21 protein-coding genes are annotated in these 19,696 nt (G+C 36.0%); 6 read left to right on the top strand and 15 right to left on the bottom strand.

The genetic code is table 11. The annotated features are described in order from the left end of the window. Positions 1 to 8: 8 nt before the first annotated feature. The 3 genes from PFY10_08250 to PFY10_08240 all read right to left on the bottom strand — a co-directional run bounded on the left by PFY10_08250 (position 9) and on the right by PFY10_08240 (position 3,698). The gene (locus PFY10_08250) at positions 9 to 1,439 is read right to left on the bottom strand and encodes an anion permease (protein WBV58438.1); all 1,431 of its coding nucleotides are present in this window, start codon (positions 1,437 to 1,439) and stop codon (positions 9 to 11) included. 19 nt (positions 1,440 to 1,458) lie between these two features. After that, positions 1,459 to 2,589 carry a porin gene (locus PFY10_08245; GenBank protein ID WBV58437.1) on the bottom strand — a complete coding sequence of 377 codons (1,131 nt, stop codon included), beginning with the start codon at positions 2,587 to 2,589 and terminating at the stop codon, positions 1,459 to 1,461. A gap of 62 nt (positions 2,590 to 2,651) precedes the next feature. Beyond that, on the bottom strand, positions 2,652 to 3,698 hold the full coding sequence (locus tag PFY10_08240; protein WBV58436.1) for a linear amide C-N hydrolase: 1,047 nt from the start codon (positions 3,696 to 3,698) through the stop codon (positions 2,652 to 2,654). 336 nt (positions 3,699 to 4,034) lie between these two features. On the opposite strand from PFY10_08240, the gene PFY10_08235 reads away from it, so the two are divergent. The 3 genes from PFY10_08235 (at position 4,035) to PFY10_08225 (ending at position 7,868) form a co-directional block, all read left to right on the top strand. Next, the gene (locus PFY10_08235; GenBank protein WBV58435.1) at positions 4,035 to 6,224 is read left to right on the top strand and encodes an ATP-binding protein; all 2,190 of its coding nucleotides are present in this window, start codon (positions 4,035 to 4,037) and stop codon (positions 6,222 to 6,224) included. A 26-nt stretch (positions 6,225 to 6,250) separates the two neighbouring features. Then, positions 6,251 to 6,802, top strand: a complete 552-nt coding sequence (locus PFY10_08230) for a biliverdin-producing heme oxygenase (protein WBV58434.1) — start codon at positions 6,251 to 6,253, stop codon at positions 6,800 to 6,802. A 139-nt stretch (positions 6,803 to 6,941) separates the two neighbouring features. After that, on the top strand, positions 6,942 to 7,868 hold the full coding sequence (locus PFY10_08225; GenBank protein ID WBV58433.1) for a malate dehydrogenase: 927 nt from the start codon (positions 6,942 to 6,944) through the stop codon (positions 7,866 to 7,868). A 60-nt stretch (positions 7,869 to 7,928) separates the two neighbouring features. On the opposite strand, the gene PFY10_08220 is transcribed toward PFY10_08225, so the two are convergent. From PFY10_08220 to PFY10_08205, 4 genes are all read right to left on the bottom strand, one after another. Further along, entirely contained in the window at positions 7,929 to 8,657 is a 729-nt protein-coding gene (locus PFY10_08220; protein WBV58432.1) for a hypothetical protein, read from the bottom strand. A 124-nt stretch (positions 8,658 to 8,781) separates the two neighbouring features. Beyond that, a complete protein-coding gene (locus tag PFY10_08215) occupies positions 8,782 to 9,198 on the bottom strand; it encodes a VOC family protein (GenBank protein ID WBV58431.1) in 417 nt (138 codons plus the stop codon). 92 nt (positions 9,199 to 9,290) lie between these two features. Further along, on the bottom strand, positions 9,291 to 10,199 hold the full coding sequence (locus tag PFY10_08210; GenBank protein WBV58430.1) for an alpha/beta hydrolase: 909 nt from the start codon (positions 10,197 to 10,199) through the stop codon (positions 9,291 to 9,293). 119 nt (positions 10,200 to 10,318) lie between these two features. Then, entirely contained in the window at positions 10,319 to 10,861 is a 543-nt protein-coding gene (locus PFY10_08205) for a hypothetical protein (protein ID WBV58429.1), read from the bottom strand. 311 nt (positions 10,862 to 11,172) lie between these two features. On the opposite strand from PFY10_08205, the gene PFY10_08200 reads away from it, so the two are divergent. Together PFY10_08200 and PFY10_08195 are read left to right on the top strand one after the other, a co-directional pair. Beyond that, the gene (locus tag PFY10_08200; protein WBV58428.1) at positions 11,173 to 12,504 is read left to right on the top strand and encodes a DUF2268 domain-containing putative Zn-dependent protease; all 1,332 of its coding nucleotides are present in this window, start codon (positions 11,173 to 11,175) and stop codon (positions 12,502 to 12,504) included. A 71-nt stretch (positions 12,505 to 12,575) separates the two neighbouring features. Further along, complete coding sequence (locus PFY10_08195; GenBank protein ID WBV58427.1) at positions 12,576 to 13,589, top strand: DUF2268 domain-containing putative Zn-dependent protease; 1,014 nt, start codon at positions 12,576 to 12,578, stop codon at positions 13,587 to 13,589. A gap of 63 nt (positions 13,590 to 13,652) precedes the next feature. On the opposite strand, the gene PFY10_08190 is transcribed toward PFY10_08195, so the two are convergent. The 6 genes from PFY10_08190 to PFY10_08165 all read right to left on the bottom strand — a co-directional run bounded on the left by PFY10_08190 (position 13,653) and on the right by PFY10_08165 (position 17,873). Continuing rightward, on the bottom strand, positions 13,653 to 13,889 hold the full coding sequence (locus tag PFY10_08190) for a hypothetical protein (protein WBV58426.1): 237 nt from the start codon (positions 13,887 to 13,889) through the stop codon (positions 13,653 to 13,655). 54 nt (positions 13,890 to 13,943) lie between these two features. After that, on the bottom strand, positions 13,944 to 14,765 hold the full coding sequence (locus tag PFY10_08185; protein WBV58425.1) for an AraC family transcriptional regulator: 822 nt from the start codon (positions 14,763 to 14,765) through the stop codon (positions 13,944 to 13,946). A 26-nt stretch (positions 14,766 to 14,791) separates the two neighbouring features. Then, positions 14,792 to 15,769, bottom strand: coding sequence for an aldehyde reductase (locus PFY10_08180; GenBank protein ID WBV58424.1), 978 nt, complete (start codon positions 15,767 to 15,769; stop codon positions 14,792 to 14,794). A gap of 240 nt (positions 15,770 to 16,009) precedes the next feature. Beyond that, a complete protein-coding gene (locus PFY10_08175) occupies positions 16,010 to 16,747 on the bottom strand; it encodes an SDR family NAD(P)-dependent oxidoreductase (protein ID WBV58423.1) in 738 nt (245 codons plus the stop codon). Between the two features lie 63 nt (positions 16,748 to 16,810). Beyond that, positions 16,811 to 17,395 (bottom strand): TetR/AcrR family transcriptional regulator, encoded by a 585-nt coding sequence (locus PFY10_08170; protein WBV58422.1) that lies wholly within the window; start codon positions 17,393 to 17,395, stop codon positions 16,811 to 16,813. Between the two features lie 91 nt (positions 17,396 to 17,486). Next, positions 17,487 to 17,873 carry a DoxX family protein gene (locus PFY10_08165; protein ID WBV58421.1) on the bottom strand — a complete coding sequence of 129 codons (387 nt, stop codon included), beginning with the start codon at positions 17,871 to 17,873 and terminating at the stop codon, positions 17,487 to 17,489. 118 nt (positions 17,874 to 17,991) lie between these two features. On the opposite strand from PFY10_08165, the gene PFY10_08160 reads away from it, so the two are divergent. Next, positions 17,992 to 18,333 (top strand): helix-turn-helix domain-containing protein, encoded by a 342-nt coding sequence (locus tag PFY10_08160; protein WBV58420.1) that lies wholly within the window; start codon positions 17,992 to 17,994, stop codon positions 18,331 to 18,333. 2 nt (positions 18,334 to 18,335) lie between these two features. On the opposite strand, the gene PFY10_08155 is transcribed toward PFY10_08160, so the two are convergent. Both PFY10_08155 and PFY10_08150 read right to left on the bottom strand, forming a co-directional pair. Continuing rightward, positions 18,336 to 18,875, bottom strand: a complete 540-nt coding sequence (locus tag PFY10_08155) for a GNAT family N-acetyltransferase (protein ID WBV58419.1) — start codon at positions 18,873 to 18,875, stop codon at positions 18,336 to 18,338. Positions 18,876 to 18,884: 9 nt separating this feature from the next. Next, the gene (locus tag PFY10_08150) at positions 18,885 to 19,541 is read right to left on the bottom strand and encodes a hypothetical protein (GenBank protein ID WBV58418.1); all 657 of its coding nucleotides are present in this window, start codon (positions 19,539 to 19,541) and stop codon (positions 18,885 to 18,887) included. Positions 19,542 to 19,696 lie beyond the last annotated feature (155 nt).

Genomic DNA, 19,696 nt, shown 5'->3' with positions numbered 1-19,696 from the left:
TTTTTATTTTAATAATATCCCAATACTTTCATCCATAGGCCACCTACTACCATGTAGATAATAAGAAGTACAATTCCTATTTCCAAACCGCGAAGCCACCAGGCTTTCAGTTCTACATAGCCGCTTCCGAAAAATACCGGAGCAGGACCGTGGCCATAATGCGTAAGTACCCCATAAATAGAACCCAGAAAACCGAGCATCATGGCCAGTAACATTGGTGGTATCCCCACGGCAACACCTACACCTAACAATGCGGCGTACATGGCAGCGACATGGGCAGTAGCACTGGCGAAAATATAATGGCTGAAAAAGTATACAACAATAATTACTGGAAAGGCCACCTGCCAGCTCAGTCCACCGATTTTCACTTTGATCAGGTCACTGAACCATCCGATAAAGCCGAGTTCATTCAGTGAGCTTGCCATCATAACCAGTACGGCAAACCATACGATGGTATCCCAGGCTCCTTTCTCTGACTTTACATCTTCCCATGTCAGGACAGAAGTCAGAAGCAGTAAGGTTAATCCTATAAAAGCGGTTGTAGTAGCATCAATTGAAAGTGCTCCGCCAAATATCCAGAGTGCCAGTAAAATGAAGAATGCCAATAGCATCAGCCATTCGTTCCTTGAAATAGGCCCCATGTCTTTAAGCTTTTGAGCAGCCATTTTAGGAGCGTCACCTGTTTTTTTCAATTCCGGTGGATACAATTTATAGAGTACTAACGGAACTACAAAAAAGGCAACCAAACCAGGCAGGAAACCAGCAGCAGCCCATGACATCCAAGTGATGTTGATGCCCAGATTGGCTGCAAATTTCTGACACATCGGATTACTGGCGGTTCCTGTTAAGAACATAGAGGAAGCGATCAGGTTCATATAATAGCTGTTCAGCGTTAAGAATGCCCCTAGCTTTCTGTGGGTTTCCGGTTTTTCCGGAACAGAATCAAAACTGATAGCCATGGATTTCATAATAGGGTAGATGATACCTCCTCCCCGTGCGGTATTACTAGGGATAGCGGGAGCCAGGCAGACATCCGCTAATCCCAGACCATAAGCCAGCCCAAGGGAACTTTTACCGAAAATCCTTATGAATAAAAAAGCAATACGATTTCCCAGGCCGGTTTTTATAAATCCCCGTGCAATAAAAAATGAGATCCCAATCAGCCATATCACTTTATCTCCAAAGCCGGAGAGTGCTTTAGTGATTGATTTTCCCGCATCACCCGGTGCAATTACCTGGGTTAGTGCAGTGAATCCGATAGCCATCATACACATGGTTCCCATAGGAGCCGCTTTTAGAATGATTCCTAAAATTGTTGCCGCGAAAATGGCAAAAAGGTGCCACGCATCTGCGGTAACACCATCGGGCTCAGGAATAAACCAGATGATAAGGGCAACAGCAAAAGTTATTGCGACATTCTTGATATTTATTTCTTTCATAGTAGTAATGTGTTAATGATTAAAATCTACTTTGCACCTGAACGATGAATAGATTATTATTGTATTGTGAGGTATTTTCAATCTGTTTTTTATATCTGTCGAACTGTACACCCAATTGAATTCTTGCGCCATAGTTTTTAAGAAACTCTAAACCAAACATCGGAGTGATCGTTTGCCGGGGATTGGAGTTCATCCTGAAATTGGTGTCCAGGTATTCATACCGGCAGGATAATTCGAAGGCGCTGAGGTTTCTATGGTTGATTTCATATCTTAAGTTTGGTAAAAAATAAATGCCACGAATCAGATAATTGTCCGGATTGTCGGGCCTTTGTTCGGGTGTTATTGAATTATACAAAACATGATTTGTTGCCTGTTTCGCCTCCAACTGCATATCGAGGCTCCATTTAGGATCAAAAGTAACCAATGAGCTGAGGTCAACTCCAAGGGCGTAAACCTTTTTACCAAAGACTTCACCTATGCCTCCATTTAAACCAACGTTAAAATTGTATTTTTTTAAAAGCCCGAATACCAGGCGGGTTGAATATTGTTTTCCGTTGTCGTTATCATTAACCTGATTCTTTCCATTACCATTAACTACAGAAACCGCATATTGGAAAGGTATTTCTCCCAGCTCAAGCTGCCCGGTAGCAGACATCCCTATCTGGAAACTTGTCCATCCCAATTTTCCGAATTCGGTATACTGATTGGACCAGTCCAAAGACTTGATGATGTCTATAGGGTAGGTTTCTTCAATCCCGAACCACGGACGGAATTGCCCGACAGTGATGGCAAGTTTAGGATTGAAAGTGTATTTCAAATAAGCATTTTCAAGAACCCTGCTTTTAGGATCATTTTTGAAATCTGCCAGATTAGCCAATACGACCACTTCAGTGCGTTTGCTGATCTGTGCTCTTACCTGTACCCTCATGTATTTGAGCATGAAATTATTATCAGTTCCGGATCCGTCTTCATGATGAAGTCCGTTTACATCGACATCTTTGGTCATACCAACAAGATATCTCGCCTGAAAAAGTCCTTTAATCTGTAGCTGAGGATATTTTACATTATCTTCTTCCGGTTGGGTCTGTGCAGAGTCTTTCACCTGCCCGCTTACTGATATCGAGAAGACAATCAGGCAAAGTAATTGCATTCTTTTTTTTAGTGAAAAAAAGGTCATAGTGCTTTATATTGAGTTTAAAGATTGAAAAGGATCTACAGTCCCAGGAATTTAAAAGGCTTGCTTTCTACAAAGTCTTTATTGGTTTTTCCGTTGTAGGTTTTAAAATTATCAAGGTTTAATTTTAATATTTTTCCTTTGGGGCTGAAATCAAATTCTTTAAGATCTACCCAAAAGGTATTGGGAGTGAATACGGTTTCGAAGTAGTAAACCAGATTTTTATGGTCGGAGACAGAACGCCATCTTGTTGAAGAGATATTAGGTTCTGTTTCTGAACTTATACCGTATGGTACCGAACAATTTCTGATCACACTGAAAACACTTGCTACCGCAGAGCGGGTATCAGAAGTTTTAGGAATCGCATCGATATAATAAGAAGCTCTTACAAAACGGTCTGCTGCACGATTGGTTCCGGGAAGCATAATAGTGCCCGGGATTCCTTTCCAGTAATTATTTAAAGCGAGTTGCTGATCAAAAACAGGGGAGTTTGTCATTACAGTGTAAGACGGATCGTGATGGATAACCAGTTTTCCGTCGATGTATTCTAAAACAGCATTATCCCCGGAAGCATCTGATAAAGATAAATGAAGAGTAGTAAATCGTTCAGTTCCCGGGATATAATCACTTACAACAACGAACGGTTCTTTTTTCATATAATCGACAGCCTCTTTTACATTTTCAAAATTATCGAGGAAATATTGAGCCCACATCGAAATGGAAATGCCTTTCTCGCGTCCCTTGGGATTAAATTTCGGATATTGGCTTTCACCCAGCCATAGTACATTGGCAACAAGTCCTTTTTCGTTCATTCCGTCAGCGGTTGCAATATCCCATGCTGTGCTGATAAGGCTGCCATATTTAGAGGTCCATTTAACGGATTTTGCACCAACTTCGCCGTCACGTTGTATTCCTCGCGGGAGCACCCATAAATTTACTGCAATTTCATCACGCCAGTCCATAGACCGGGCAGTGATAACTGTGTTATCAGGACCTTTATAAACGACTCTTGTACAAGCTTCGGAATAATTAATGAGTCCAGGTAGAAAAAAGGAAATAAGAGGGATTATAAATAATTTTTTCATACTGATGTATTTGAGTGTTAGGTAAATAAATAATATATTTCTTTTAAAAATATTTGATTATTTATTTATGTTTTCATGTTTTGGTGATATAAAACTAGTGAATTTTACTTAATTATTAGAATTATTTTAATTTAATATTAGTTTGATGTTAATAATCATTTTCCTTTAATTTTATGAAAAAAATTGTGATTTTCTTAACAAAATTTATTATATTAATAACAATGGATTGTATTCTAATGTGCTGTTATTTAAATAGTTGAATTTATAAAAGGTTTAGATACCACAAAGTAATATTTCATCAAAAAAATCGTTATATTTGATTGATTTTAGAATACTATGAATTTTGTAGAATGTCACGAAGAACCCATCCATATTCCGGGGTATGTACAAAGTTTTGGATACCTGATTGGCATTGATGCAGAATCTCACTTCATTACTTTTTTCAGTGAAAATATAAGGGATATATTTGCTATCGAAGATGTAAACATCCTTTTCGATAAAAAGATCAGTGATTTTCCGGAAAGCTTCCAAAGTATTATAGAATCAGAGATTTATAATTCACTGAATACGTTTACAAGACGAGAAAATGAGACTTATTTCGATAAAATATTCATCCACGGAACGGAATATCATTTTTCTGTTTTCCGAAATAGCGGCCGCATCTTTTTAGAGTTTGAGAAGGTTATTGAAAATCCCAATAAGCGGATATCCAATAAGTACGATAACTTTTATATTATAGACAATGCTCAGGAAATCTGGGATCAGCTCTTAAACACACTTTCTAAAATTGTGAATTATGACAGAATGATGGTGTATAAGTTTATGACCGATGGTTCGGGAAAGGTGATTGCTGAAAAAAGAAGTAACGGTACACATAGTTATCTCGGATTGCATTATCCTGAAACGGATATCCCAAGACAGGCCAGGGAACTGTATCTTAAAAAAAGAAAGAGGATTTTCAGTAATGTATATTCTGAAACTGTTCCTATTTTAAGCAAAATACAACAAAATATAGATCTTACATTCGCTGCGTCACGTGGAATGTCGCCTATTCATGGGCAGTATATCAAAAACTCCGGAGCTTCTTCAAGTTTTAGTGTTTCCATCATTATCGATGATAAGCTATGGGGATTGGTAACCTGTCAGAATACCGAACCTAAACATATAGATCTGGAAGACCGCGTTCAGGCAGGGATTTTTACAGCATTGGCATCTAATGCCTATTCGTCTTTTAAAACCAAAAGAGAACTGAAGTATCGCCTGGATCTGAATGAAAAATCTGCATTTCTGAAAACAGAGTTTCTGAAACAAAATTCTTTATTCGACTCTCTGGTTCAGAACAGGAAAGAAATTATGAATATTGCGGAAGCAGATGGTCTGGCAATTATTTCGGATGACAATATTGTAAAAACAGGAATTACTCCAGCCCACGCAGTTATTCAGAAAATAGTAAACTGGGCTTACGAAAACACAGATGAAAGTATTTACATTAACCGCAGTTTCCTGAAAGAGTACGGTAATGATCTGGAACTCGACAAAGATAGTGCAGGGATTATCATATACTTCATAGACCGGGTTAAGAATGAAATGTTGATCTGGTTCCGCCGGGAATTTGACGAACATATAGATTGGGCCGGAAATCCTGAAAAGAAGGTTGATGTTTTCGTTCAAAACGGGGAGGAAAAGCAGATCGTTTCTCCAAGAAAATCTTTTGAAGTATTTAAGGAAAACATTAAAGGTAATTCCAAACGATGGAGTTCCAGAAACATAAGCGGAGTACAGGTGGTCCGTGATGTAATTTTAGAAACATCCCACAAGCAATATAACACCATAAAACAGCTGAATGACCAGCTTAAAAAGGTAAATGAAGAGCTGGACAGTTTTTCTTATACCATCTCTCATGACCTGGGAACACCACTTACCGTAATGAAGCTTAATGCCCAGATGCTTCTTTCTAATTTTGACAAGTCCGAAAAGGAAAAAAACAAGCTAAAGTCTATTATCGAAGAAATTGATAATATGGCAGAGATGATGCATGATGTCCTTCAACTGAGTCGTGCAAAGCACAGTGAAATTGAACTGGAAAGCCTGCAGCCTCATCAGACAATCGAAAAAATTTCTGAAAATGCCAGAATCACTTTTGATAGCCCGAAAACAGAGATTATCATCAAGGAAGCTCCCGAGGTCCTGGCAGATAAAACCATGTTGCACCAGGTATTTTTAAATATCATTAATAATGCCGTAAAATATTCCTCTCATCAGGAGCAACCGACAGTAAAAATCGAAGGGCAGGAAGTGGGAGAAACGGTTGTTTATAAAATTTCAGACAATGGAATCGGAATTCCTGAAGAGGAAAAGCATAAAATGTTTAAGATTTTCAACAGGATGGATAATGCCAAGAAGTTTAAAGGGAATGGCATCGGGCTGTCTATTGTTCATAGGATTATGAAGAGAATAGGAGGGAATGTGGATTATAAAAGTGATAAAGAGGGTACTTCTTTCATTTTAACGTTTAAAAAGCCCTAAATTTGAGGAACTTTTAAATCCATATTATGGTATCTGAATATCTTAAACAAAATACAGCTGAATATCACGATGCTGCTGAGAAACTTTTTAACTCTGAAAAGATTTTTAATAAGACCTTTACTTTAGAAGATTATAAAAAAATCATTCATACGAATTACCTGATGCTTTTGCATTCTGAAGATAAAATTTTCAACAGCCTTCATGACAAGTTTGGGGATAAACTTCAATTGGAACAGAGAGTAAAACTTCCCCTTATCGAAAAAGATCTGGAAAGTCTTGCTTTGGAAAACCAAAAGACATCCCAAAGGCTTGAGGTAAATAATGAGCATGAGGCATTGGGAATGATGTATGTAATTGAAGGTTCTACATTAGGAGGAAATGTTATTGCGAAACAACTTTCTAAAACGGAGGGTTTTGATGAGGTAACTTTCAATTTCTTCGGTTGTTATCAGGAGAACACGGGACCCATGTGGAAAAACTTTAAAGAGGTTCTGGATACTGAAGTTTCTGAAGAGAACTACAACGAGGTATTATCGGGAGCCAAAAAATTATACACTTTTTTACTGAACGTAAATTAATTTCCGGTCTGAAATCCAAATATATCCTTTGCAGATAATTAACTTCCTGAAAGATTGCTCAATTTTTCAGGAATTGTTAAATTTGGGAGTCAAATTTTTAGACTGAACTAAAAATAAATAATTTTAAAAAGTATACATTATGAAAGTAACTGTAGTAGGTGCAGGCGCTGTAGGAGCAAGCTGTGCAGAATACATCGCTATGAAAAACTTCTGTTCAGAGGTAGTTTTAGTAGACATTAAAGAAGGTTTTGCTGAAGGTAAAGCAATGGATTTGATGCAGACAGCGTCGCTTAACGGTTTTGATACCAAAATTACGGGAACAACAGGAGACTACAGCAAAACTGCAGGATCTCATGTAGCAGTAATCACTTCAGGGATTCCAAGAAAACCTGGAATGACAAGAGAAGAATTGATCGGAATTAATGCAGGAATCGTAAAAGACGTTACTGCTAACCTGGTAAAGCATTCTCCTGATGTAATTATCATTGTAGTTTCTAACCCTATGGATACAATGGCATATTTAGTACACAAAACTTCCGGTCTTCCAAAACATAAGATCATCGGAATGGGGGGTGCACTGGATTCTGCCAGATTTAAATACAGATTGGCTGAAGCATTGGAAAGCCCTATTTCTGATGTAGACGGAATGGTAATCGCTGCTCACAGTGATACAGGAATGCTTCCATTATTTAGCAAAGCGACAAGAAACGGAGTTCCTGTAACTGAATTCCTTGATGCTGATCAACAAAAATATGTAATTGAAGAAACGAAAGTTGGTGGAGCTACATTAACTAAATTATTAGGAACTTCAGCTTGGTATGCTCCAGGTGCGGCTGTTTCTGTAATGGTTCAGGCAATTGCATGTGACCAGAAAAAAATGATCCCTTGTTCTTTGATGCTTGAAGGGGAATACAACCAAACTGATATCTGCTTAGGTGTTCCTGCTATTATCGGTAAAAATGGTGTTGAAAAGATCGTAAACGTAACACTTACTGTAGAAGAGCAATTGAAGTTTGCTGAGGCTGCTAAAGCGGTAAGAGAAGTGAACGGAGATCTGAAGTTTTAATTACATTAAACTTTATATATAAAAAACGCGCCTTTTGGGCGCGTTTTTTATGTAGTCTTTTTAATCAATTCTTTCGATCAACATCTTTCTTCCACCCGCATCAATTTCCTGTTTCAAAACCTGGTTGGATTTTGTGTCAATATAAAAAGTCATTTTTACAGCATTGTCAGAAATATCATCTGTCACACTCACCATCCAGACCTCTTTATTGAGAAAAGTTCCTTTTTGTGTATCTGCAATATGGGCCTTCATTAACCTCTTGCTTGATTTCGGATTGTAGTCAAAAATGGCAATATCAGTCTTATAATGATCTTTAAGCGGTAACCACCGGATGATCTGAGGATAGATGTTACTATCGAAAAATCCTCCCTCTCCCTTTTCGTTAATTTCGGTTTTGGTATTGCTTGCTTTGTCTGTATAATATCCGGTTACTGTTTTCCCAAAATGTAAAGCCATGTCCCTTTGTGTGTTGAAAGAAGTATGTTTTATTGGTTTTAATTGAGGAAGCTCTGCAATGGTTTCATCAACCCAATCTGGCTTACCAGCCATTTTTACGGTAGTTTTTACATCCACTGTGGTATTGCTACGGGTAATTTCTGTGTTTATCTTAGCAATTTCAATTTTAGCCCCATCCTTTAAGGCATACCAGATCATTGCTTCTTTTTCATTTTTGATTAAGTTATTGATCACTTCATTCTTTTCAGGAGTCTGAACTTTATCTTGTGCACAAAATAGGGAATTGCCTAATATCATCATGAGAACTGTGCAGGAAAGAAACCTTGTTTTCATAGTATAGTTATTTGTTGGTTATAATCAGTAAGTCACTGAAAATGAACAAATGTTACATTGCTATGAGTATTATGGGATAGGGAGAAATAAAAAACGCACAATTTGTGCGTTTTTAGGTAATCTCTTATTTTTCAGCGTGAAGGCCAATTCGGTTGCCTTCCGTATCTCTAATTACAGCAATATAGCCTGCATTCATTTTCATCGCCGGACTTACGATCCTGCCACCAGCCGATTCTACTTTGTCCAAGACCACCTGGATTTCCGGATAAGCATTGATGTAGACTAATGTTCCTTTGTCCGAAGGCTGATTGTTTTCTGATTTTGATAAAACTCCTGTAATTCTACCCGAGGTAGCCTGCACAACATCAGGGTTATAAGGGAAGAAGGTAAGTTCTTCCTGAGTTTCCGGAATAGAGCGTGTGATCATTTTAATATCTAAAATTGTTTCATAAAATGTTTTCGCCCTTTCCGTATTGATGACCGGAATTTCAAACCATGTAATAACATTGGTGTTTTCGTCAATTTTTTTTAATGCTTTCATAGCTTAATATTTATGGTGTATGATTAAGGCAGCTAATACAATACCAATAGCAGCTATGTTTGAATTATTTTTATTGACAATTTGCAGATTTATTATTTTTTCCTTCCTACAAAATTCCAGACGGCCTTAATGAATTCAGGATTTTTTTCATAATACAGCAGGTGTCCGCCATCAATGGAAACAATTTCTTTATCAGGGAACTTAAAGGATTGATAGTGTTTTGTACCTACAGCCTTATCCTTTTTCCCAGTAATGATCAATGTTGGAACTTTGATGTCTTTTGTAATCGGGGCATAATCTGCATAGTATTCGGGAAATTCTTTAGGCTTTGTAATCACTGCCATCCCAAAGTCAATGATTCTTGGATGTAATGAATCAACCTTATCCATTTCTTTGATCGTTTCAATATCATCCGTAAGGAATCTGAATCCCATTCTTTTGGATCTTAAAGCCTTGCTTAATTTGGAAAGTTCAGAAGAAAGACTGTCTTTTGCAATCTTTTGGTTTTTCAAATGAAGAAGCTCATTGGCATATTCAATCTGTTCTTTAACAGATTCATTATTTAAGAAATGTAAAGTCACATTGGCTAAAATAATGCCTTTTACGTTTTGAGGATATTTTTTAGCATAGCTTACGGCAATAATTCCTCCAAAAGAATGAGCCATTAAGAAGACCTTGTTTAATTTTAGATGCTGTCTTAATTCTTCAATATCCTGTACCATTTTATTCAAATGATAATCATCCGACTTCCCGGATGTTCCAGATCCTCTCTGATCCATATAGACCATAGTAAGATTTTTCTCAAGCTGATTTCCGCCCATCAATTCAAAGGAAGGATATCCTTGCCCGGGACCACCTGGAATATAAATACAGGCTTCTCCTTTTCCTGAAACTTTGTAATGGATCTGTACATGATCACTTGTCTGAAAAAAATCCTCAGATTTGGATTGAGCTGATATAGTATTAATGAATAATAGCAGAGTAAAGAAAATAAATTTCATGTATTCAATTTTATACGAATATAACATTTTATACCAGGTATTTATTACACCTCTTTTATCTTAAGAGATAGAAGATAGGTCTCTGTACTTTTAAAATAATCCAGCCAAATCTTATAGGATTATATTTCTACGGTTTTCGGTACCTTAAATAACAAAACAACAGCCCATATTTGCAGAATAGTTTGAGCAACATTTATAATTCCAAGAACAGGATCTGCTAAAAAATTCATTATTACAATTGGGATTGCAAGAATTCCTAAAATTAAAAGAACCAAAAGGACATATTTTATCCATTCTGTACCTTTTCCTGCTAAATATCCAATTCCAAAAATGATTGCAATTGTTACTACAGCTGTAAATATTGCAGAACCTGAACTAAGAGATTCATAGGTCCAGATCATATTACCGACACCTAACGCAGCTGAAAGATAAATTAAGTTAGCTGCTTTCATATGGTTAGAGTGGGGAATGACCTCTGCTTTTTCTGTTGTGATCAAAGAATTCTTTCGTTCAATTTCTTCAGGACTGAATTCTTTCCCTCTGGATTCCAATATATCAAATGCATATAGAATAGCTTGAGGCACAACCTTAGTATCTGGTTTTATATATTTTTCAAGCTCCTGGCTTGACATTTTTTCTAAGACATTTTTATTGACGCTCATTTTAAATCAGATCGTAGTTTTTTAAGATCGCAAATTTAATAAAACCTCTCTCTTAAAATAAACAAATCTGAATAATAAATAGATTTCAGCTAAAAGACTGAATCTACTTTTCTGTAGCCGAAAAAGTGGGTGTGTTTATAAAAATAAAAGAAGCAAATTTTCTTTATGTAAAATTGAAAGTAGTGAAAAATTATATTCTATATTTCTGAACCTATAATTAAAATATTATTAAAAAATATTGTAAATACTTATTTCACTTGTAATAAAATTTATTTTTGAACTGTCTATTATGATAGACACCTTAATTCAATATGAAGCAAAAATTATTTTTTCTCTTATTCATCGTATATGCATTTTCGCACGGACAAAAAATAGAACTCGGGAAATCATATCCAAATCTGTCATTTGATGGATCTTCTGATGCTCATTATCATTTGAATTTGAAAAAAGGAGATATTTATCTCTTTACAGTTTATCAAAATAATATAGATGTTGAAGTTATACTTATGGATTCATCAGGGAAAAAAGTTGCTTCTGTAGATCTTGCAGACGGTAACAATGGTTATGATAAAATGGAGTTTTCACCCGAAAAAGATGATTATTACAAGCTGATTATTCGTTCTGTTGAAAAAGAGAAAAAACCAAATGGGGTGATTGGAATTACTTCAAAAAAACTGACCAAAAATGAATTGAAAAACCGGGAGAAGGTAGCTCTTGGTCTGAAGAAAGAAAATGCTAAAGATATCATGACTGTAGATGTCATGCATTTTTGGGAAGCATATGATCAGTTGAAGCTGGCAAAAAGTAAACAGGATAGCATAGATGTTATCCAAAAAATATATCTGGACCGCGCAACAGATGGGCTTAGGGAATTTGAGAAAGTAAGGTACTTTTCTGCAGAGTTTTTTGTTGAACGGATAAAAAAATACAGTAAATTCTATACTAGTGTCAGAAACAATACCATGATAGCCATGCAGATGGAAAATATAGGATCAGTGATCACTGAATTCAAAAAATGGTATCCGGAAGCAAAACCTGCTAAAATCTGTTTTGTTATTGGCCCTATGTCAACAGGAGGAACAATTTCGGGTAATTATATATTGATAGGCGTAGAAATGCTTGCTGGAAATAAGGATTGTGATATATCTGAAATAACGAATGAAAACCTAAAAGCGGATATTTTATCCCGGAATAATGAATCGGATGTGGTTGATTTTATTAAAGAAACAGCGGTTCATGAATACATCCATACCCAACAGAGAAAAACTGATAAAAATGCATGTGAATGCATTCTTCTGGAAAATATCATAAAAGAAGGCGTGGCATCATATATTTCGGAGAAAGTATTGTTGGAAAAAAAGAACTATAACAGCAGAGCATTTATGTATGGTAAAGAAAATGAGAAAAGACTTTGGAATGAGCTCAAAAATGAGTTATGCACAAAAGATTTTAGTAACTGGCTTTTTAATGCTTCTGTCAGCAAGGACCGGCCGGGAGATCTTGGTTACAGAATGGGCTACAATCTGGCCGAAGCCTATTATGAAAATGCCACAGATAAAAAATCCGCTTTAAAAGAAATGATCGAAATGGAAAATCCACTTCTGTTTCTTGATCAGAGTAAATATGACCTAAAGTTCAGATAAGTGAAATAAAAGCATCAAGATTACCGCGTTAAAGAAAAAAATAGATACCAAGATAAACCTAAAACCACGAGATGAAAAGGACTACATTATTGATATTCAGTGTTATTACAGTGTATTTTTGTTCTACCAACCAAAAGCTTAGCCCAGAGAATTCTTTCGAAAAAGATGTTGAGAAAGTGGCAGACAGTATTAAAGTGAATGATATTGTCATTAAAAACCTTTTCAAATATCAGATACTGGCGCATCACAATAATTCTTTTGATGAAAAAATGATTGTTCAAAAGGTTTATCATCCTCATAAAAGGCTTTGGGATAGTTGCTATGCTATGATCTTTGGTGAAAAAAATGCTTCTTTATACAATACTCCGGAAGGAATGGTTGAATGGAATAAAACACTTTATCTCAAACATAAAGCTGAGTTTGACCGTAAAACCAAAGAATTGCTAAAGGTGAATATCAACCGTGTGCTGACAACTAATTTGAAGAAATTTGGCAGACTAGTTCCATACCAGCCTAAAGCAACTATTAGTATACTTTTCAGCCCACTAACAGGAATTGGTTTTGGAGGTTGTAATGCCGGGCAATTTGCTCTTGAACTCAATAATAAAAATATTGACCCTGAATTTATACTCGAGAAAGGGTTGCCTCATGAACTCAATCATTTGGTATATGAAAAGTTCAGAAATCAGGATAAGGATAAAAATTCAGCATTAAGCCAGACTATTGATGAAGGTTTTGCCTGTTATTTTACCTGGGTATTTTTCGAAGGAAAAATGGAGAAGCATAATGCAGTAGAAAATATGTCCCAGGAAAACTGGACATGGTATCTAAATCATGAAAAGGAAATCTTCACCAATGTAAAACCTTATTTTGAGGATACCTCCGGAGATAATCCATTGTTAAGAAATGATCGGAAAAAACTTTTCCCCCAAGCTCCCAAAACTTTAAATTACTGGCTTGGCTTCAGGATTGTAGAAAAATATGTAGAAAAACATGGACCTGAATCGTGGAAGGATATATACAAACTGACCCCTAAAGAGGTGCTTGGCAAAAGTGGCTACGAAAATTATATAGCTACATTGTAAACATTTCTTTTGTTGAAATGATTTCAATAAAAAAGAGTGGGTAACCACTCTTTTTTCATATCATTAGTAGACGCATCCACATCCTGTTTCCCATTCCTGGCAGAAACGTTTGGGTTCATGACATCCACCTATTGGGCCCCCACCTGTTTTGGGAGTTTTATAACATACATCACCACTACAGTAAGTATCATAACCAGGACCCGCCGGAGGACAAACGCCATCGAGGCAAAATGCATATGCTGTATCACCGCCGCTGATCAATACCAGATCTCTTCTTGATAATTTCTTTGAATTTTTCATAGTAATAGTATTTTAATTTATTGATTACTAATATACTAAAATTATCAAGGCAATTTAATGCGACTGATTGGTCATTGATGAGGAGTGGGATCTGTTATTCAAATATGCGGGAGAAAATCCATATTGCTTTTTAAATACATAAGAAAAATGGGAGAGATCTTCGAAGCCAAGATCAATATAAATTTCTGTCGGTTTTTTATGCTCTTTGTCCAATAGAAAATAAGCTTCCTGCAAACGCCTTTTTATTAGCCATTTACCGGGAGTCATGTTGAAGATCATTTTAAATTCACGCTTGAATGTTGACAAACTCCTTCCTGTCATAAATGCAAAGCGTTCAAGGCTGATGTTGAATTTAAAATTATGATTCATAAATAGTTCCAAATCAATTTTATGAGGGGCGCTGAAATTAAAGAAGATATTCTTTAGTTCGTGATTGTTTTTTAACAGAATCATAAGAAGTTCTTCTCTTTTAATATCAACAAAAATACTGTCTAATTGTTCTGTTCCGTTGTAATATGGCTCTAAGGACTGAACAAAATTTTTAATCAGTTTATCTTCATCTATAAACAAAAAGGAGTCGTCGTTTTCCGTTGGTTCTACAGAGTAGGGATGACGTTCCAGAAATTTTTTTAGGAATGCTTCATCAAAGGCTATAATTACTTTTTCAAAGGCTCCGTCTTCCTTGTGCTTTGTGTAACGGACCAGATGATTTTTTCTTGCAATGCAGTAATCCCCGGGTCTCATAGTGTAATGCTTATAACCATCATACGAAACCATTGATCCTTTGAGCAAAAACAGAAAGAAATGTTCCGGAATAAATTGTTCCGGTGATATTTCAGGACCAAGGTGGCAGGATTGTATGTTGTTAAATTTCAATGGACTATTGCTTTAGTATGACAAATTTATGATTTTAACATTAAACTATCTGCACTGGCTAATATTGCTTCTTCTCTGCTTCTGGGATTCCATCCTAGTAAAGATCTGGCTTTTTCATTAGAAATTTCTTTGTAGAAATGAATGTCAATTGGATTTAACGCCTTAATATTGGAAGCATATTCGCTTCTTTTTTCCTTTATTAGTTCAGCTACATCGTAAAATGACATAACTCCTTCTGAAGTGGCAATGAATCTTTCTCCAGCAGCATTAGGATGGAGCATGGCTTTGATATGAATATCCGCAACGTCTCTTACATCTACTACACCCATAGTGAAATTGGGATTGTAATTGGTAGTTCCGTTAATAATTCCTGTAATTGCAATATCCAATGAAGCTGAAGAAATTCCAGCGAGCGCAGGACCAAAAATACCCACGGGATTTATTACGGTTAATTCCATATTATTACCTTCTGTATGTATAAATTTCCAAGCTGCTTTTTCGGCAACAGTTTTCGATTTTATATAAGGAGGAAGTTCAGCATTGAGATCTGTCCAGTCTCTTTCTGTGAAAATGTGTCCTTCTGTATTATTAGTATAACCAACTGCGGCAAAAGATGAGGTAAGAATTACTCTTTTTACCCCTGCAGATCTCGAAAATTGTAATACGCGTAAAGCTCCATCCCTGGCAGGAATAATCAGCTCATTTTCATCTTTAGGATCTTGAGCAGGGAAAGGAGACGCTATATGAATTACAAAATTACAGTTTTTGGTTGCTGCATCCCAATTACGGTCACTTGTAAGGTCTGTTTCATAAAAAGACAGGTGTGAGAAGTCTGAAATTCCACCTTCTTTCAGTGCTTTCAATATGACATCTTTTTTATGAAGTGAGCGAAGGGTTGTTTTTACTGTATATCCTTGTTGTAATAATTGAAGAATTGTGTGTATTCCCACGAATCCGGTTCCTCCTGTTACCAATACCGTTTTTCCTGATATTAAATTTTCCATTTTTTTTAATTTTACAGGACAAAGTTCATAATAAACTAAGCTATTGGCTTTGTTGAGGAGTTCAAATTTTCTTTGTTGTGAGGTTCATAGTTAATCTGAAAATCTGGAAATACCCTATGCTTCTTCACTATAATTTTAAACTCTTTTATTACAAATACAAAACCGATATTCAATTGAACACCGGCTTTGCATCTATATAAAAGAACTATTAACTTCTAAAAACTATTATTTAATTCTTGATTATTTATTGAATACCTCGAAAGCGCCTTCTGAGCCTGCAAAGAAATTGCTGTAAACCATTTCGGTATTTCCGACGCGAACTTCAAAGGTATCTTGCTCAAGGGCTTTTACAAGATCTTCAGCAACAACAGATGCCGGAATGCCGTTTTCACGGCCACCGATCTCTACAGAGAAATCTGTGTCAACCAAAGGAGGCATAAGCTCAAAAACCTTAATGCCAGTATCTTTTGCCAGTTCATATCTCAATAATCTTGTATAGGAATGTAAAGCTGCCTTGGAATCCGAATAGGTGGGCACATGAGATCCCGGAATAAATGCAACAATTGAGGATACGTTAACTATCGCCGCGTTGTTTTGCTGTTTCAGTAAAGGGAGTAATTTTTCAGTAAGTCGGATAGGAGCAAAGTAATTGGTTGTAAATTCTGCAATCGCTTTAGTATAGGTGTCAGAAGAGTCCGATAAAGTATAAGCATATGCATGGCCGGCATTATTAATCAGGATGTTCAATGTACCAAAATTGATTTTGATCTCTTCTATCAGACGATTGATGTCATTTTCATCAGTGATGTCTGCCTGAATAGTGAATACATTTTCCAATCCCTGGGCAGCATTGTCCAGTTTTTCTTTGTTCCTACCTACAATAATAATTTTATTGGACGGATTTAACAATTTTGCAATTTCTAAGCCGATTCCTGATCCTCCTCCTGTGATAAGGATGGTGTTGTTTGTAATGTTCATAACTGTTGATTTAAAATATTTATTTTATATTGTACCATTTAGTACAAAATTGTCCAAAAAAATTTAGTCAAGCACTTTCAAATTTATTTCAATGATTGAACGAAGTGTTTTAGATGAATTCTCCATACGTCTTGTAACATGAAGTCCATTCCATAAATTGGTGAGATGCCACGCAAGAATTTCGGGATCTTCTGCATTTTTTATTTGTCCGTTGTCCTGAGCTTTTTTGATCGATTTTTTAAAGGTCTGCTGAAGTTTTTTCAAAAGCCTTCCTGAGATGTGCTTGGCTTCAATATCTTTTTCGGATAGCTGTACTAAAGCATTTCCCAGATAGCAACCTGTCTCTCTATCGCAATCAGGTTTTTGGGAAAGCTGTAAAAAAAATGTTTTAATCAATTCAATTTCATTATCAGAACTTGAAAGCTGCTGCTCAAATCTACTAAGAAAACCTTCGGAAAACTGTTCAATGGAACGTACATAAAGCTCCTGTTTTCCTCCTTTAAAGGCATGATAAAAACTTCCTTTTCCTATTCCCATCGCATTAAGCAATTCGTCTGCAGAAGACGCATCGTATCCCTTTGCTCTGAAAACTTCAGTAGCCTTTTCAATTGCCTGATGCTCGTCGAATATTTTAGGTCTTCCTGCCATGATGAATGATTTAACAGAGCAAAGGTATGTAATTGTACCGTTCGGTACAAAATGGAATTTGTAATATCTTTAATTGATTTTGTCGATTGAGTTAGAAATGAGAGCATCTCTTTTTCGTCCAGATAATAAACAGAGCCACCAGCAGAAAAAATATATTTATACCAATTTGTCCTGCTTCTCCCCGTGAAATATGAAATACACTTGCGAAAATCATCAATATAATTACTCCATATGCTGTGTATAAGGTAAGCCTTGATTTGAGTGTTATCAGATCAGGAAGAAGAATCCCGATCGCAGCCACCGCATCAATAATTCCTGTTACCAAAACCAAACTACGGTTTTGTTCAGTCCATGGCCACATTTGAGCTAATGTTTCAGCAGGCTGGAATAATTTCATAGAGGCTGCCCAAAGTAGTGAAACGGATAAAAAGATTTTTGCAGCCCAAATGGTAATGCTTAAAATTTTTGAGGTTTTCATTTCTAATGATCTATTGATTTTAATGATTCAAAATTACTTACATTTGTTATGCGGCCATGGTTACTTTCCCTTTGGATAGTACTTTCCGGCCGGAAAGTAATAATGAAATCAATAAGTTATGCTGGCAAAAGGAGGATGCCCCAAGACAATGCTTTCTATTAAGGATGCTCTTGAAGCAGTAGAAGGAAAGTGGAAATTATTAATTTTATTTTCTTTATCTGAAAAACCCAAAAGATTTGGCGAACTTTCTAAAGAAGTAACCGGTATTACAGATAAAATTCTGTCCAAAGAGTTGAAACTTCTGGAGGTAAATAAACTGATAAAAAGGGAAGCTTTTGATACTGTTCCGCCTAAAGTAGAATATTCCATTACAGAGCACGGCATGTCCCTTGAAAAAGTTTTGGACGAGCTGCACTTCTGGGGACTTTCTCACCGATCAAGAATTCTAAGTGAATGGTAGAGCTATAAGACATCAAAGCTCATGTATATTGCTGTTTCCGTAGAGTCATTATAGAGTTTTGTATTGATCCCAGTAAAACTAAATCCTGCACGCAGATAAAATTTTATGGCAGGGTAGTTGGTGTTTTGGGTTTCCAGTTCTACGATTCTGCAATTTAAATCCCGGGCTTCTCTGTTTGCCTTTTTAATCAGTTGCTTTCCAATATCCTGTCCTCTAAATTTTTCACTGATTAAAATATTTTCAATATAAAAGCTATTATTCCACTCCCGGAATTCGGCAATAAGCCATCCTACAAGTTCACCATTGATAAAGGCCCCGAAAGAGTGTCCCTGCTTTATAACCTCATTGAGATCATTAATCTCATCAGGACCTGTTTCCCAGTTTTTTTTATAATGCTGTTTTTTCTCTCTTAATGAAAATTCAAAAATATTACCCATCGCAATGGCGGAAACAACAAATATCGTATCTGTCTCATATCCATTAAGTCCCCAATTGACTGTTGGGTCAGATATCAGTTTTTCTAACTTCTTAATTTCTGTCATTTGAAAGGTCTATCGGTTAGCAATATTATTTTCATAAAAATCAGTAAATCTTTCAAGGAGATCATCGGGATTTTCCCTGTCAAATTGACCAAATCCCAAAGTCATGATATGCCCTGAAACAAATTGTGAAAATACTGAATTGAAATTCTCAATATAGGTTTCGGCATGCCCTTGCAACTGTATCTCTGCTTCGATCATTTTTGTCCAATGTGGAGGGGTCTCTTCATTCTTTGAATAAGTAAGATAAGGTAAAATAAAAGGGACGAACTTCTGATATTGTTGATATTTATTAGGATCCAGGCTATCATTTGGCCAAACCCTGAATTGTTTTAATCCCAGGTTATCAGATTCTACTACGATTGCAGTTTCATTGTTGGCAACTTCTGTGATCACTTTTTTTTCCTTAAGAAAAATCGAAAACCAGGCAAGGTCCCATGCCGTTGCTCCATTTTGATTAACAAGATAATAAGGGTGAAAAATAGAATCTATTGCAATGAAACCTTGATTACCAACGGTATTTCTTATAATTTCCGAAACTGCTTCTTTATCTGAAATTTTCTGCATTGGATTACCATTGATAAAACCATAGATATAATGAGAGTTCCAGAGAGAAGGATCAAATGAAGGGTTATTATCTTCTTCTTGATTAATTGCTTGTGAATGCATTTTTGTGATATTAGGTCAGGATTAATATTCGTCTATTTCGGCACTTGAAAATTATTGTAATTTTTTGATAATTCCATTTCCAAAATTTTCATTTTTACTTTGTTCTTAACTCAGGATCAAAAAATCTAATAATCCGTTTTCACTTTTTTTATACT

The organism is Chryseobacterium daecheongense (assembly GCA_027920525.1).
GTDB classification, from domain to species: Bacteria; Bacteroidota; Bacteroidia; order Flavobacteriales; family Weeksellaceae; genus Chryseobacterium; species Chryseobacterium proteolyticum.
This window is presented reverse-complemented; position numbering and strand designations above follow the sequence as displayed.